The following is a 15,366-nucleotide window of genomic DNA, read 5'->3' on the forward strand; positions in this document are numbered from 1 at the left end:
TAGCAGTTAAGCTATTTAAATTATTAACCTAAAAGTCAAATTAACCCGCATTCTCATAGGCTTGGTTGATTTAATTATCCGATGCTTCCAATCCTCTGCAAGTCTTAAAAATGACACAGGTATTAGTATACATTCACCAAATGATTTTTCATGTGCTCTACATAGTCAGCTGCCAGCCAATCCACGGTGTGCATTGTTACTTCATATTTGCCATTATCGCATCGGGCAGTTAATCTATCTGCTGGATAATTTTTCCAGACGCGGATAATCTGGAAGTTGAGCAAACGCCAGAGCTCCAGTATTTCATTGATATCTTCGTCCTGGTAACATTGGGCTGCCACCCACTCTACCTGGTCGTACACCAGCTTAAAGCCTTCCTGGTAGGTACATCTTACAAAACGTTGTAAATTGATCTGTGCGCTATCTATTAAATGGCCCATAATCTCCTTGCGCGACCATTTATCCGGCCCGGGTTTAGTATCCCAATCAATGGCTTGCAAATCACGGGTTAACAAATCCTCAATTACTGTGGCCAGGGCCTGGATGGTATTTTCCATGATTGCAGATACGTTGAAGATTTAAAATTGCGCAAACAAAAGTGCTTATCAAACCAAAATTCCATATTTTCACATCAGCATAAAAAAAATCTGCGCATGGCTTTAAATTATATCTGGATTGCCCTATTTATTATATCATTTATTATTGGCTTGTTTAAGCTGATATTTTTAGGCGATACCGATATTTTCAGGATGATGGTAGATGGTACGTTTGATTCTACAAAATCAGCCGTAATGGATATCGCCTTGCCGCTGGTTGGTATAATGGCTTTTTATCTTGGGATCTTGAAGATTGCAGAGAAAGCGGGTGCAATTAACTTCCTGTCGCGCATTGTTGGGCCATTTTTTAACCGTTTGTTTCCAGAAGTACCCAAAGATCATCCGGCAGTTGGCCAAATGATGATGAACTATGCAGCTAACCTGTTGGGCCTGGACAACGCTGCTACTCCATTTGGCTTAAAAGCCATGAGCGGTTTGCAAGAGCTGAATCAAGATAAAGACACGGCTTCTAACTCACAGATTATGTTCCTGGTGCTACACGCCTCGGGGTTAACTTTATTGCCCATCGCCATTATTGCACAGCGTGCAATCTATCATTCAAAAGACCCAAGCGATATTTTCATACCCTGCATTATCGCTACCTATGTCGCTACATTGGCGGGTTTGATCGTTGTGAGTATCAAACAAAAGATCAACCTTTTTGACAAAGTCATTTTAGCCTGGCTTGGGGGAATTACCCTTTTTATTGGTGCCGTAGTTTGGTATTTTAGTGTTTATCTAACCAAAAGCCAAATTAGCGAAGTCTCAAAAGTATTTAGCAATCTCACCCTATTTGGTTTGCCGGTACTGTTTATTTTGGGTGGGATGCGTAAGAAAATAAATGTATTTGAAACTTTTATTGAAGGTGCTAAAGAAAGCTTTGATATCTCTATCAAAATAATCCCCTACCTGGTAGCGCTTTTGGCCGCTGTAAGCATATTCCGCATTAGCGGCGCCGTTGGTTATTTAGGCGATGGCTTTAAATGGATCTTCGGTCATTTTAATATTGATACCCGTTTTACTGATGTCTTGCCGATCGCATTCCTGCGACCGCTCAGCGGTTCGGGCGCGCGGGCTATGATGTTGGATAATTTAAAAACTCACGGGGCCGATAGCTTTATAGGGCACCTGTCCAGCGTTTTGTATGGCACGGCCGATACTACTTTTTACATTGTAGCGCTTTATTTTGGTGCCGTGGGTATTAAAAAGACCCGGTATGCAGTGCCAGCTATGCTCATTTCTGATTTCTTTGGCATAGTGACAGCAATATTGATTTCGTATCTGTTTTTTGGATAAAACAGTCAATATTTGCCATGGACTTTTAGTGGACATTAGCTGAGAATGGTTGTTTATATAGGTTTTATACTTAACTTTAAGGCATTATTTTAACACCCCTAATTAAGCATGACGCAAACTCCTACTTCCAAAAAAACTGAACAATATTTAAAAGAAAGAGCGGCCAAAAAACATAGTGGCAATAAAGCGTTGTTTATATTTTTGGTGCTTATAGCTATAGTGATAGCTGTGGTAGCAAAAATTTTCTTAACCGGTACGCTAAAGCCAGAATTTATGAAAGGGATGCCAGGAAGTGATGATGCCTATGCTATGGCGAAATTATTTATTCAGCCCACCTTAAAATCTTCGAGCGTAAAATTTAATGATGATAAGTATCAGTTTGGCAAACAATCAGATTCTGTATATGTGATCCAATCATCAGTTGAATCAAGCACCGATGGCGGCGAAAAAGTGAATACCGAATTTAAAATAATCCTAAAATATAACGGTGGCCAGGTAGATAAACAGAAAAACTGGAGCTTGATTGATATTTCTCAACACTAATACCAGCTGCCTATAAATTAAAAAAGCAGGCTGAAATTTACATCCCAACCTGCTTAATCACTCTAAAACAATCACCTCTTAACTTTAGAAGTATCCTTAATAATATATATTGATATACTTATTTGCTAACTAAAAACTTTAGTCAAAGTTACCAATAAACTAAGCGTTTAAACTTGAAAACCTTCTTTTTTACGGCTGGGTGACAGTCGCCAAAAAGATCAATACATTAACCCCTTTATAAAAATGTCAAGCAGTAACAAACGCTTGGTATGAATCTCTTCCAGGTGTTCTTTTTGTGGGAACATTACCTTTTTGTGCGCCACCGCGCTTACTCTCACACCGTGCAAAGCATCAATCAATAGGTCTACAATCTGCTCCGGGCTTTCAACGGGTTTAATGTGCCCTTTTTGTTCTTCTATACGAATAGCTGCACTTAACAAGGTCAATTCGCTGTTACGTATTTCAGCAATGATCTCCCAAATGGTATCGGGCAAATTCTGCTCATTTACTCTGAAGAAGTCAAAAAAATTATAATTTTTAACGATAAAATTATGGTGGATATCAACCTGTGCTGCAAATGCGTCTCTGAGACTGTTAGCCTGATTAAGTTCACTTTCAAGATTTTGTATGTATTCGCCCGCCAGCTTGCGCATCACAGCTATATACAACTGACTCTTGTCGGGGAAATAATAATATAGCAAGGCTTTGGATAAAGACAAGTCGCCTGCTATTTCGTTCATTGTGGTTTTTGAATAGCCATAATGTAAAAACCGCTGATAAGCCGCTTCTAAAATTTTTTCGCGTTTAATGTCTTGTTGATCGACTACTGTACTCATTATAACTCCTGTTACAAAAACTGACTATTTAAACAAAATTATCAAATATTCTAGATTAATAACTCACAAGAACCCTTCTAAGTGTTTAAACGCACAAAATTGATACACAAATTACAATTAGATTATGATTTTGCGCAATCGATTACCCCAAACGTGCGATACCTACACCCGCGCCCACCACCAACGCATCTTCTAACGCACCGATTATTGGGTCAATAATTCCAGAGGTTTTCACAGTAGCTTTACGTAAGAAAAAACTGCCAAAGGTAGAAGCCACGGCTGCCGTCCCACCTATTAAGGCTCCTACCCAGGCGTTACCTCCGGCTGCTTTTAATATCCCCGCTCCTGCTAAAGCTCCAGAGATACATCGCGCAGATAATACCACCGGTTTAATACGATCGGGTGCGGTCGGTAGCTTATCGCCTATAAACTCGGCCAGGGCCATATATTTTAAACCATTAGCGACAGTGTTTGACTGCAGGAAACCCAATCTTGATTTACCAAATACTTTTGATTTATGGTGACTTAATATATAACTGGTGATAGCTGGCGCCGAGGCCGAACGCATCCCTGCCAGTAAGCCTATACCTAACACCTGCCACAGCGGTTTTTCGATTTTTAAATTCATGGTAGCGTTTGTTTATGTACAAATGGCAATAATCATTCCTAAATGGCAGGTTTATTAAATCAGAATATAATACAAACAAGAATGCCCCGTTTTCGCGGGGCATTCTTGTTTGATAATTTATATTATCCTGCTATCTCGGCAGGTGTTTCATGCGATTCTTTTTTGGTGAATCTTGCTTTAATTCTGTAACGGATCAAATACATACATGGCACTAATATCAGGGTAATGATGGTTGCGAAACCTAAACCAAATATCATTGTCCATGCCAAAGGCCCCCAAAACGCCACGTTATCGCCACCGAAGTGAATATGTGGTTTAAAATGGGTAAACAGTCCCACGAAGTCAATATTAAAGCCTACCGCTAAAGGTATTAAACCTAATATGGCTGAGGTTGCCGTCAACAACACCGGTGTCATACGGGTATGGCCCGCTTCAACAACAGCATCGTGTATACTTGCGCCTTGTTCCATCAGCATATCTGTAAACTCTACCAGTAATATACCGTTACGTACTACCACACCCGCAAGAGCAATAATACCGACACCGGTCATTACAATAGATATGGTCATTTTGAAGATGCTCACACCTAATAGTACACCTATAATACTGAACAAAATTTCGCTCAATATAATCAACGTTTTACCGGTAGAGTTAAACTGAATCATCAGGATGATCAGAATCAAACCAAACGACGTAGCTAAAGCGCCCAGTAAGAAGTTCATAGCTTCTGCCTGATCTTCCTGGCCACCGCCCATTTTGATAGTAACGTTAGCCGGTTTTTTGAAATTGTTTATCGCTCTTAAAATATTGGCGTTAACCTCATTGATATTATTTGGCTTAATGACGTTCGACCCTAAAGTTAATACACGTCTTTGCTGTTTGTGTTTGATATTACTATATGTTGTGGTGTACCTAACGTCTGTAAATGCAGATATAGGTACCTGGCGTATAGCGCCACCGGTAGCAAGATCGCGGTAAGTAATCTTTAAGTTCTTTAAAGCATCCAGATTGCTGCGCTGGCTTTCAAGGGCACGTACTTTTATCTGGTAGTCGTCCTCACGAGTATTTCTGAAATCACCGGCTTTGGCGCCAAATACAGCTGTAGCCAAAGTCTGTGTGATCTGACCAGTGTTTATGCCCTCACGGTTTGCACGCTCACGATCAACATCAAACACAATTTCGGGTTTGTCAGTCTGCACGTCGGCAATCAGGCCCTCAATACCGGCTATATTCTGTTTAGCTAAATAACTTTTTAAATGATTAGCTGTCTTTACCAGCGTGTCAATATTATCGCCGGCAATTTCAATACTAATATCTTTCTGTACCGGTGGGCCGCCATTTTCTTGCGCTACCGCGATTTTTGCACCCGGAATTACGCCATCAACTGCCTTACGCACATTGGCTAATACCGCTTTGGTATCCTTACCATTACGTTTACCAAATTCAACAAAGGCAACGGTTATTTTACTCTTGTTTTCGTAATCGCCCTGATCTTCATCACTTGGGTCGGCAACGCTGGCTGTAACGTTTGATATGATAGACGATACGATGTCCTTGTCAGGTTCAACTGCGTCCGCAACACGTTTCTCCAGTTTCTTGGTTACCTCGTTGGTATAAGCCTGGTCGGTACCAATAGGCATGGTTACATACACAAAGGCAAAGTTAGGGTCGCCTGCCGGGAAAAACTCAACCTTAGGCGATCTTGCCACAAGGAAAAATATGGTAAATATAAATAATGCTACTGTCCCACCTAATACTACCCATGGAGCTTTAACGGCACGCTCCAACCATCTGGCATACCAGTCTTTAAAGCGTGGCCATAAGTTGTTTTGGAAGCTATCTATCGTTCTTAACAAAACAAAATGGTTAAGTAGGTACAGCGCTATAATTAGCACCATGAAATTACCAAAACCAAAGTTTATCAAATAACCAACTACAGTAGCTATTACCAGGTAGATTAAAGAACGCCTTGTTTTTTTATCAAATTTTGGATGATCGTGCTCGCCCTCAACGTGCGGTTTCATAAAGTCAACTGCAAATACAGGGTTAAACAGGTAGGCAACAACCAGCGAAGCCAGCAACGTTATAATCAACGTAATTGGTAGGAAGAACATAAAATGCCCAATCAAGCTATTCCAAAATGCTAACGGCACAAATGGTGCAAGCGTAGTCATAGTACCAGAAAATACAGGTAAAAACACTTCGCCGGCGGCCATCTTAGCAGCTTGTTTAATAGGCACAGCTCCGTTGGCAAAGATCCGGTGCGTATTTTCTATTACCACAATTGCATCATCTACCACAATACCCAATGCGAGTAAGAAGGAGAATAGCACGATCATGTTTAATGTAAACCCAATAGCTGGCATTACCAGGAATGCTATAAAACACGATAGTGGTACAGATAGCGCCACAAATATGGCGTTGGTACTACCCATAAAAAACATCAGGATAATGGTAACCAGAATAAACCCAATAACAATAGTGTTAATCAAGTCATTCAGCGTGGTACGTGTTTTGTCTGACTGATCGCCGGTTACTGTTATCTTTAAACCTTTAGGAAACTGTGTTTTTAATTTCTGCGAAATTAAGCTGTTAATTTTATCAGAAGCCTCAATCAAATTTTCGCCCGTACGTTTACTTACGTTAAGGGTAATAACATTTTTAAAATCTTTACTATCGTTTGTTTTTAAACGCGCGTAGCTTTCCTGCTCTAAAAACGAGTCTTTAATATCGGCAATATCGCGCAAGTATATTGATTGCCCTTTAGGGTTTCTGACAATCATTTCGGCTACTTCATCAGCACTTTTGTAATCTTTCTTTATGTCGATACTACGGCGGATACCATCAGTTGTAACATTACCTGCAGATGCGATGATATTTTCATTACCAATTGCCTGGGTAATATCATTAAAGCTTAGTTGTACTGCTGCCATTTTATTCATATCGACATTGATCTGAATTTCAGGTGTCAACGCTCCTACTTCTTCAACACGCGATATTTCTTTATAGCTTTCAATCTCGTCCTTTAAGTTATCGGCATATTCTTTCAACTTTTTCAAGTCGTAATCGCCGGATATATTTACATAAAGGATAGGAATATCAGCAACGTTGATATCAGATATAATCGACTCTTTAAGGTTAGCATCGTTTTGCGGCAAATCTTGTTTTGCTTTATCAACGGCTTCCTTTACATCAATCTTTGCATCTCTGATCTTAACATCGGCGTTAAATTCAGCCGTTATTACAGACATGTTTTGTTTTGAGTTTGAGGTTACCTTTTTTAGACCTTTAAGCGATTTCAACTGCTTTTCTAATTGCCTGGTTACCAGCAACTCTATATTTTGCGGCGACTGGCCGATGTATGGCGTGCTCACAAAAACCTTTGACTGCGCTATATCCGGAAAATTCTCCTTAGGCAGATTATTATAGCTGACAAAACCTAGTACCGATATTAAAAATATCAATACATATATGGCGGTTTTATTATCAATGGCCCAGCTAGATGGCCCAAATTCTTTGTTAAGATCTTTCATTATAGATCAAATTATTTAAGTGATTTAATTACCAGACTGTAACACATTTACTTTGTCGCCATCATTCAGATCAGAAGCGCCGGCAGTGATCAGTTGATCGCCCGCAGTTAAACCCGATAAGATTTCGGCCTGGCTGCCATAGGCAATGCCAACTTTAATGTTTTTACGTTTGGCTGCACCGTTATCATTAACATAAACGTAATCACCCTGCTCTGATTTTTGAATAGCATTTAATGGGATTACGATTGCTTTGCTATTATTATAATCGGCTATTTTAATAATAGCTGTCATGTTAGGGCGTAAAGTTTTACGTACAGGTAAAGCAATTTCTATGGCAAAACTACGTGAGGTTGGGTCGATAGCTTTAGCCGCAAAGGTTAGCTTTGCGCTCAAAGAGTCATTACCATCGGGTACAACAATTTTCACATTATCACCTTGATTAACACGGCTGGCGTATGATTCAGGAACATCAGCTTTAACTTTCAAAACATCAGCATTCACAATGCGGATACCTGTTGTACCCGGCTGCGCAACCTGACCCAGTTTCAGATCCATTTGGTCAATGGTACCGTTAATTGGCGATATGATGCGATACAAATCAGCTTGCTGACGTAGTCCATCAACCTGCTTTTGAGCGCTTTGCATTTGGGTTTGAGCTTGCAAAAACTGCACTTCTGTACCAATTTTTTGATCCCACAGGTTTTTTTGACGCTCAAACAAAGTTTTAGCCAAAGTAGCCTGCGATTGGGCCTGCTCTATATTTTCTCTTAATACACTATTATCCAGCTGTACTAATAGTTGGCCTTTGCTTACATGCTGGCCCGGCGCTACATAGATCTTGGTAATAACACCCGGCGACTGCGGGTAAGCTGTTACATTATCTTTAGCGTCAATTTTACCTTGTATATCAACGTAGTGGGTAAATTTGGTTTCCGCAATTTTATAAACGCTAATGTCAGCACTCTTTGAAGAATCCTGGCTGACGCCAGCTGATGCCTGCAATGCAGCGATCTTTGAGTTAATATCGGCCTGTTGTTTTTTCAGGTCGGCTAATTCTGCGTTTTTATCTTTAGGCTTCTGCGAGCAAGCAGCTAACAACAATAAAGCCGGTATATATATGTATTTTTTCATGTTTATGGTGAGTTTAGTTTTAGTTAATGCGTGCATATGCTTTGTCAAGATCTACCTTGCTTATTAAAGCATTGTATAATGCTTGTATATATTGATTATCTGCGCTTTCCAAATCTGTTTGAGCCTGAGTTACCTCGATATTTGAGCCTACACCCTGGCTATACTTTATTTTAGAAACTCTTAAAACTTCTTGTGCCAGTTCGCGGCTGCGTTTTTGGTTGTCAAGCGAGTGAACGCTATTTTCGTAAGTAATGCGGGCGGCGTTTGCCTGTAGCTTAAAGCCATTAGCCGCATTGTCTAAATCGTTTTGTGCTTTCATCACACTGATTTCCGACTGTCTTAATTGATTTACACGCTGACCGCCGCTAAAAATCGGGATGTTTACATTTAAACCGATAAAGCTGTTAGGATAAGCGTTATTGTATAAAAACCTGGTGTGGTTTTCCTGGAACACCTGGTTATATGCTCCATTTAAAGCTACCGACGGTAAATAAGCCGCTTTTTTACTTTTAACATCCAATTGATTAAGGAGAATGTTGGTTTGCAGTAACTTGTACTCTATACGGTTATGAATAAAGCTGGTATCGGTGACATCTGCCTGCGCAGCTTGAGTGATGTTAACGTCAGAGAGTTTATCAGTCAGCGTTAAATCCTGTTCTATCGGCATACCCATCTGAAATTTCAACATTTCCACACTAAGTATCAATGCGCGCTCTGCATTGTCTCTATTGGTTACCAGGTTATTGTATTGTACATCTAAACGATCAACGTCTATTTTCTCTACAAAACCTTGTTTGTTTTGCGCTGTAGTTTGATCTAGAGTTTGTTTTAGCTGCGCGATATTAGCATCCAGCAATTTAATTTGCTCGCCAGATACCAACGCCTGGTAATAAGCTTTAGTTACTTGAACGTTGGTTTCAATTTTTGATCGCGTCAGGCTCCGTATATACAGTTCCTTATAGGTCTTTACAGCTTTTAAGCCCACCAGAAAGGTTCCGCTAAATACAAGCTGACTCAGCGAAACACCATAAGTGTTATTATATTTTACAGCACCAAACGGAAACTTGATTAAAGGTGCATTCGGATCAATTGTTCCGCCGGTAAAAACACCTGTTAGGTTTGGGCCCACCGATGCGGGAGTTTGCAGAAAGTCCTGAAAACTAATTGAGCCGTTTACCTGCGGCAAGCCTGTGCCAATAGTTTCTTTTACTTTATACTCTGCGCTTTTAACATCAAGGGCTGCATTTTTTACAGAATCCTGGTGTTGGTAAGCGTAGTTAATACAATCGGCTAAGCTATAGCTTACCGGTGTATTGGGCGGCGGGGCCTGTTGCGCAAAGCCTGAAAAGACTATGCTGCAAATTAGCGACGCGGTTAGAAATATATATCTCATATGATGTAATTGTGTTGTGATTTATTTGTTATTAATTTCTCTTTGTTTCAAAGTAAGTTCCCGGTTTTGACAACCCTATGTCAACAGGAAATTTTATTGTGCGATTACATTTTTGTATTCATCTAATAATTTATAGCCTTTAAGTGTGCATATACCGAAGTTAAAATGCTCAAGCAGTTGATACTGTACCTTCCATGGGCTAAACTCCGCTATCGGGAAGATGCTATTGTTAAAACCCATTTCTACCTGCATTACCCGCATACGCGCCATGATCTTCACATCAATATCCGGCCTTATATAGCCTTGCTGGATTCCTTTCGTTAGCAGTTCTTCTAAAGTGTGAACTATCACCCCTGCTTTAAAATCCTGGAACTGTTGCCACGCTTCAGGGTGATATTTCTGCAGGTCGTGTATCACTATAGGGTTAATCCTTGAAAAAATCTCCTCAGAGCATTTCATCATGTTGATCATTTCCTCGATGACATTACCAGCGTTGCTGATCAACACGCACATCTGATCTTCATCTTCCTGCAGCTTCTTTTTAACTAAAGCTATCACTAACTCATTCTTATCCTTAAAGAACTGATAGATGGTTTTTTTAGACATGCCCAAATGTTTAGCAATATCATCCATCGTTACACTCTTTATCCCGGCCGTTAAAAACAGCTCCTCTCCGCCTTGTATTATTCTTTCTCTTTGACCCATTGACTTGATTGGTCAAAACTATGGAAACATTTTTAGATTACAAAGTTTCCAACAAAAAAATATTTTCCACATCTGTCTAGCCCTTCCTAACCCTCCCCGGTAGGGAGGGCTTTTAAAAGCCAATTCAAAAAGTCTCCCCTTCCGGGGGAGATTTAGAGGGGGCTTATTACCGATTTTGTTACCTTTGCAGAAAATCAATAACCACTCATGACACTCACACCACTTTCTGCAATTTCACCTATTGATGGCCGCTACCGTAAAACCACCGCTGATCTTGGCGCTTACTTTTCGGAATATGCTTTGATCAAGTACAGGGTGTTTGTAGAGATTGAATACTTTATAGCTTTATGCCAGCATCCATTGCCTCAACTACAGAGTTTTGATAAAAATCTGGAAGAAAAGTTACGCGACATTTATAAAAATTTTACCGAAGCCGACGCCCAAAGCATCAAGGATATTGAGAAAATAACTAACCATGATGTTAAAGCGGTGGAATATTTCATCAAGCAAAAATTTGATGACCTGGGCTTAGAGGAATACAAAGAGTTTATTCATTTTGGATTGACTTCGCAGGATATTAATAATACTGCTATCCCTTATTCGTTCAAGTTAGCATTGGATGAAGTTTATTATCCGGCACTTGAAGAGCTGGTGAATCTTCTTAAAAAATACGCGGGTGATTGGGAGCAGATACCTATGCTGGCACACACGCACGGTCAGCCAGCCTCGCCTACCCGTTTAGGTAAAGAGATCCAGGTTTTTGTGGAGCGATTAGAAAACCAATTGATTCTGCTAAAACAAGTTCCAACGTCTGCCAAGTTTGGCGGCGCTACCGGTAACTTTAATGCACACCATGTAGGTTACCCGGAAATTGAGTGGAAAGCATTCGGCAATAATTTTGTAAATAATATTTTGGGGTTGAGCCGCTCGCAGTTCACTACTCAAATTGAGCATTACGACAATTTTGCTGCGCAATGCGATGCCTTGAAAAGGATCAATAATATATTGATTGATTTGGATCGCGATATGTGGACCTACATTTCGATGAACTATTTCAAACAGCAAATTAAAGCTGGCGAAATAGGATCATCGGCCATGCCGCATAAAGTCAACCCGATAGATTTTGAAAATTCGGAGGGTAACTTAGGATTGGCAAACGCAGTATTTGAGCACCTGGCTGCGAAGTTGCCTATATCAAGATTGCAGCGCGATCTAACTGATTCAACTGTGTTGCGCAATATCGGTGTACCGGTGGCGCATACGCTGATCGCCATTAAATCAACAGTGAAAGGCCTCGGTAAATTATTATTGAACGAAAACGCATTAAACGCACACCTGGAAGCTAATTGGGCGGTAGTTGCTGAGGCGATACAGACCATTTTGCGGCGCGAGGGTTACCCAAACCCATATGAGGCTTTGAAAGAGTTGACACGTACCAATACGCAGGTTAATGCGCAGACCATTGCGGAGTTTGTAGATACTTTAAAAGTAAGTGATAGCGTTAAAGAAGAGATTAAACGTATCAGCCCAAGCAACTATACAGGAATCTAACCGTATTATCAACGTCACCTACAGGTCATAACTAATTTAGGATGATACAATAATCAAAAAGCTATTTAACTTTGTTCTAAATAAGAAGACATCAAGATGAATATCAACGTATATACCGAATCAACGCCAAACCCGGCAACTATGAAGTTCATTGTGAACAAGTTGCTGATCAATGGCAGTGCCGATTACGCTACCAGAGAGAGCGCAGACAATTCACCTTTTGCAAAAGAGCTTTACAAGTTTTCGTTTGTAAACGGCGTGTTTTTTGCCAGCAATTTTGTTACGGTTACCAAAACCGAAGGCAGCGAGTGGCCGGATATTGAGCCGATACTAAAAGAGTTTGTTAAAGGCGCAGTTGAATCTGAGATCAAAGTTCAGATTGAAGAGCAAAAAGATGATGTAGATTTTGAAGGCACAGAAATTGAGATCAAGATTCAGCAAATATTGAATGATTACGTACGCCCTGCTGTTGAGCAAGATGGCGGCGCTATATCTTACCGTTCGTTTGATGAAGGCGTGGTAACTGTAGAGCTGCGTGGTTCATGCAGCGGTTGCCCATCGTCAACTATTACTTTGAAAGCGGGTATTGAGAACTTGTTAAAACGCATGGTGCCTGAGGTTACTGAAGTAGTATCGGAAGCGTTGTAATTGGAGATTAGTGATCAGAGACTAGTTTTTATGATAAAAACGAAAAGGATTGTATTTAGCATACAATTCTTTTTTTGTTACTGTTTGTTTTCTTTTAGGCAAAATGCTGTTTGATCACTTCCAGCATTTCATCAGTAATTCTGCCATTGGTTGCCAGTAACTCACGCGAATCCATCACCTCATCTCCACCGCTAAAGTTTACTACATATCCACCGGCTTGTTTTACAATTACGATACCAGCTGCTACATCCCACGAATTGAGATTATATTCATAAAAAGCATCAAAACGCCCGGCAGCAGTATAAGCCAGATCTGTCGCTGCTGATCCCAGACGACGAATACCATGACAGTTTTTCATCAAATGAGTTAACAGATCCATGTATTGCGCTTGCTTCTCAAAGTTGTAATATGGAAAGCCTGTAGCTATCAGGCTGTCAGCTATTTTGGGCGCCTGGCTAACTTTAATTTCTTTACCATTCAGATATGCCGGCGAACCTTTCCAGCCATAAAAGCATTCGTCCTGGTTAATCTCGTAAACTACACCCAGTACTAATTCATCATACTCTTTAAGTGCAATACTTACGGAGAAAACCGGCACACCATGAATAAAATTGGTGGTGCCATCCAAGGGGTCTATGATCCAATTGTATTGCTCGGCTATTTTGCTGCTCGTTTTTTCTTCAGTGATAAAGCCCGACTCAGGCAAGATCTTTTCCAGTCCGGCCACGATAATACCTTCAGCTGTTTTGTCGACGTATGAGACCAGGTCGTTTAGTCCCTTATACTCTATCTTGTCGCTATTAAAAGTTTTTCTTTCCTGGCGGATAAAATCGCCGGCTTTTTTTGAAAGCTCAATTACTTGCTTCGCTATCTGCTCCAGCTGCATGTTGATGTCTTAATGATAGGCTAAATGAAAAAAACTTATGGATAAAGAAGCTGGCGAAGAACAAGCTCAACGCCGCTGTAATACGCGCCACAGGCGGATACATATGTAACGATCGCACAAAGACATCTAATAACGTAAGATTTGCAAAAAAGCCAACAATGGCCACTCCCACAAACCTGAAAAACTGTTTAGCCGGCGATGATTTCGACTCACTAAAAACAATAAATTTAGTGATTAAGAAATTTACCACTACACCTAAAAAGAATGAAATAGCCAACGATAATGTATAATTATCAAAGCTGTAATTAAAAACAGTGTATTTAGGTTGCTCCAAAAATTTGTGATATAGCATGTAAAATGCGCCTATGTCAACCACAAACCCCATTCCGGCAGAGAATATAAACCGGACAACCTGATTTTGAAATATTTTTTTTGCGGTTGATTGTTTAGCCATGCTTAACGGCTGCTTTTTTTTGGTGGTTCAGACCATTTACTACCAAGGCTATCCCACCTAAAAACAAGCAAAGAGATATGAGCTCGGCCTGTGTAAACGATATGCCAGCAACATTATAACGGGTATTTACACGGATCAATTCTATCAGGAAACGCTCCAACCCATTCAATATCAAGTAAATACCAAACATAACGCCCGCTGTTTTAATCTTATCGCGAATAGCCCATAAAAAGAAGAACAACAGTATACAAACCACCGATTCATAAAAAGAAGTTGGGTATACAGGCTGGGCTAATACATTACAAAACTTGCCAACGCAGGCCGGAATATGATTACCTTCCATGCTTACGTTATGCGGGAAATTGAAAGACCACATCCAATCTGGCATCCAGCTTAAAAAGCCCGGTTTGGGTTTAAGGTTAGGTATCCCCCAATCACCATCGCCAGACATCTGGCAGCCAATACGGCCAACACCGTATGCCAGCATCATACCCGGGCCGCCAATATCCAGCATGGTTAATGGTTTGATATTATGTTTATGAGCAATGTAAAGAACTGCCGCACCGCCACAAATTAATCCACCGTAAAAAGTAAGTCCGCTGAAGCCTATAAGCATCCCAACCGGGTCTTTCATAAAGTCGCCCCAGTTCTCTAAAGCGTTAAAAATTTTAGCACCTGCAAAGCCAAAAATCGCAGCCCATAAAAGTATGTTACCCATTAACTCGTAAGGGTGTACCTTAACTACGCGAGTTTCTGGTGTGGGTAGTAATTGTTTCTTATTTTCGGCATACGCCCAATAAGCAAATACTGCGGCTAAAACTATACCGCCTATAAAATTACCGCGAGAGGATAAAAGAAAAGTTTGCGGATCGTCAATCATGGCGTGGTAGTTAAATACCATATCTACCAGTTTAAATCCTAGTATAAAACCAAATAACCCGTTAGCCAACAATTCGGTTGCAGTTATAGGTTTACCGAAGGTTACTGTTTTTTCGAATGAATGAATGATGCCAAGTTTCTCTTTACGCTTAAATTCCTGCACAAAGGCCCAATAGGCGGCCACAAAAGCCAGCGCCACAAAGAAGCCAAAAGTTTGTACGGGAAGTGGTATATCTATGCCGAATAGATATTGGATTAGAGAACTTAAGCTTGGAAACATAGCTAAT

At 40.4% G+C, this 15,366-nt stretch carries 14 protein-coding genes; 4 read left to right on the forward strand and 10 right to left on the reverse strand.

Annotated elements, in window-relative coordinates; translation table 11 throughout:
* Window positions 1–122 precede the first annotated feature (122 nt).
* On the reverse strand, window positions 123–557 hold the full coding sequence (locus HB679_RS04650) for a DinB family protein (protein ID WP_214070765.1): 435 nt from the start codon (window positions 555–557) through the stop codon (window positions 123–125).
* A gap of 96 nt (window positions 558–653) precedes the next feature.
* Here HB679_RS04650 and HB679_RS04655 point away from each other — a divergent pair, with 96 nt between their 5' ends.
* Window positions 654–1,892, forward strand: a complete 1,239-nt coding sequence (locus HB679_RS04655; RefSeq protein WP_214070766.1) for a nucleoside recognition domain-containing protein — start codon at window positions 654–656, stop codon at window positions 1,890–1,892.
* A 108-nt stretch (window positions 1,893–2,000) separates the two neighbouring features.
* Complete coding sequence (locus tag HB679_RS04660; RefSeq protein ID WP_214070767.1) at window positions 2,001–2,435, forward strand: hypothetical protein; 435 nt, start codon at window positions 2,001–2,003, stop codon at window positions 2,433–2,435.
* 218 nt (window positions 2,436–2,653) lie between these two features.
* Here the strand turns inward: HB679_RS04660 and HB679_RS04665 are convergent, their stop codons facing one another.
* From HB679_RS04665 to HB679_RS04690, 6 genes are all read right to left on the reverse strand, one after another.
* Window positions 2,654–3,271 (reverse strand): TetR/AcrR family transcriptional regulator, encoded by a 618-nt coding sequence (locus HB679_RS04665; protein ID WP_214070768.1) that lies wholly within the window; start codon window positions 3,269–3,271, stop codon window positions 2,654–2,656.
* Window positions 3,272–3,413: 142 nt separating this feature from the next.
* A complete protein-coding gene (locus HB679_RS04670; RefSeq protein WP_214070769.1) occupies window positions 3,414–3,899 on the reverse strand; it encodes a DUF4126 family protein in 486 nt (161 codons plus the stop codon).
* Between the two features lie 122 nt (window positions 3,900–4,021).
* Window positions 4,022–7,432 (reverse strand): efflux RND transporter permease subunit, encoded by a 3,411-nt coding sequence (locus HB679_RS04675; RefSeq protein WP_214070770.1) that lies wholly within the window; start codon window positions 7,430–7,432, stop codon window positions 4,022–4,024.
* Window positions 7,433–7,456: 24 nt separating this feature from the next.
* The gene (locus tag HB679_RS04680) at window positions 7,457–8,563 is read right to left on the reverse strand and encodes an efflux RND transporter periplasmic adaptor subunit (RefSeq protein ID WP_214070771.1); all 1,107 of its coding nucleotides are present in this window, start codon (window positions 8,561–8,563) and stop codon (window positions 7,457–7,459) included.
* 19 nt (window positions 8,564–8,582) lie between these two features.
* Window positions 8,583–9,956, reverse strand: a complete 1,374-nt coding sequence (locus HB679_RS04685; RefSeq protein ID WP_214070772.1) for a TolC family protein — start codon at window positions 9,954–9,956, stop codon at window positions 8,583–8,585.
* 93 nt (window positions 9,957–10,049) lie between these two features.
* Entirely contained in the window at window positions 10,050–10,661 is a 612-nt protein-coding gene (locus HB679_RS04690; protein WP_214070773.1) for a TetR/AcrR family transcriptional regulator, read from the reverse strand.
* A gap of 207 nt (window positions 10,662–10,868) precedes the next feature.
* On the opposite strand from HB679_RS04690, the gene purB reads away from it, so the two are divergent.
* The gene (gene purB, locus HB679_RS04695; protein ID WP_214070774.1) at window positions 10,869–12,212 is read left to right on the forward strand and encodes an adenylosuccinate lyase; all 1,344 of its coding nucleotides are present in this window, start codon (window positions 10,869–10,871) and stop codon (window positions 12,210–12,212) included.
* A 96-nt stretch (window positions 12,213–12,308) separates the two neighbouring features.
* Window positions 12,309–12,860 carry a NifU family protein gene (locus HB679_RS04700; protein WP_214070775.1) on the forward strand — a complete coding sequence of 184 codons (552 nt, stop codon included), beginning with the start codon at window positions 12,309–12,311 and terminating at the stop codon, window positions 12,858–12,860.
* Between the two features lie 94 nt (window positions 12,861–12,954).
* Here HB679_RS04700 and HB679_RS04705 read toward each other — a convergent pair whose 3' ends face one another.
* Genes HB679_RS04705 through HB679_RS04715 form a run of 3 tightly spaced genes read right to left on the reverse strand, consistent with a single transcriptional unit; the run spans window position 12,955 to window position 15,359 of the window.
* Entirely contained in the window at window positions 12,955–13,746 is a 792-nt protein-coding gene (locus tag HB679_RS04705) for an inositol monophosphatase family protein (RefSeq protein WP_214070776.1), read from the reverse strand.
* Window positions 13,712–14,200: a GtrA family protein gene (locus HB679_RS04710; protein WP_214070777.1), complete on the reverse strand. Its 489-nt coding sequence runs from the start codon at window positions 14,198–14,200 to the stop codon at window positions 13,712–13,714. Before HB679_RS04710 ends, HB679_RS04705 begins: the two co-directional genes overlap by 35 nt.
* Complete coding sequence (locus tag HB679_RS04715; protein ID WP_214070778.1) at window positions 14,193–15,359, reverse strand: prolipoprotein diacylglyceryl transferase family protein; 1,167 nt, start codon at window positions 15,357–15,359, stop codon at window positions 14,193–14,195. Before HB679_RS04715 ends, HB679_RS04710 begins: the two co-directional genes overlap by 8 nt.
* Window positions 15,360–15,366: the final 7 nt, after the last annotated feature.

Origin of the sequence: Mucilaginibacter sp. dw_454 (genome assembly GCF_018449775.1) — a bacterium.
Taxonomy (GTDB): Bacteria; Bacteroidota; Bacteroidia; order Sphingobacteriales; family Sphingobacteriaceae; genus Mucilaginibacter.

Excerpts from the sequence above, each read along its gene's own strand:
- HB679_RS04650 (WP_214070765.1), bottom strand. The coding sequence starts at position 557 with ATGGAAAATACCATCCAGGCCCTGGCCACAGTAATTGAGGATTTGTTA.
- HB679_RS04655 (WP_214070766.1), top strand. The coding sequence starts at position 654 with ATGGCTTTAAATTATATCTGGATTGCCCTATTTATTATATCATTTATT.
- HB679_RS04660 (WP_214070767.1), top strand. The coding sequence starts at position 2,001 with ATGACGCAAACTCCTACTTCCAAAAAAACTGAACAATATTTAAAAGAA.
- HB679_RS04665 (WP_214070768.1), bottom strand. The coding sequence starts at position 3,271 with ATGAGTACAGTAGTCGATCAACAAGACATTAAACGCGAAAAAATTTTA.
- HB679_RS04670 (WP_214070769.1), bottom strand. The coding sequence starts at position 3,899 with ATGAATTTAAAAATCGAAAAACCGCTGTGGCAGGTGTTAGGTATAGGC.
- HB679_RS04675 (WP_214070770.1), bottom strand. The coding sequence starts at position 7,432 with ATGAAAGATCTTAACAAAGAATTTGGGCCATCTAGCTGGGCCATTGAT.
- HB679_RS04680 (WP_214070771.1), bottom strand. The coding sequence starts at position 8,563 with ATGAAAAAATACATATATATACCGGCTTTATTGTTGTTAGCTGCTTGC.
- HB679_RS04685 (WP_214070772.1), bottom strand. The coding sequence starts at position 9,956 with ATGAGATATATATTTCTAACCGCGTCGCTAATTTGCAGCATAGTCTTT.
- HB679_RS04690 (WP_214070773.1), bottom strand. The coding sequence starts at position 10,661 with ATGGGTCAAAGAGAAAGAATAATACAAGGCGGAGAGGAGCTGTTTTTA.
- purB (WP_214070774.1), top strand. The coding sequence starts at position 10,869 with ATGACACTCACACCACTTTCTGCAATTTCACCTATTGATGGCCGCTAC.
- HB679_RS04700 (WP_214070775.1), top strand. The coding sequence starts at position 12,309 with ATGAATATCAACGTATATACCGAATCAACGCCAAACCCGGCAACTATG.
- HB679_RS04705 (WP_214070776.1), bottom strand. The coding sequence starts at position 13,746 with ATGCAGCTGGAGCAGATAGCGAAGCAAGTAATTGAGCTTTCAAAAAAA.
- HB679_RS04710 (WP_214070777.1), bottom strand. The coding sequence starts at position 14,200 with ATGGCTAAACAATCAACCGCAAAAAAAATATTTCAAAATCAGGTTGTC.
- HB679_RS04715 (WP_214070778.1), bottom strand. The coding sequence starts at position 15,359 with ATGTTTCCAAGCTTAAGTTCTCTAATCCAATATCTATTCGGCATAGAT.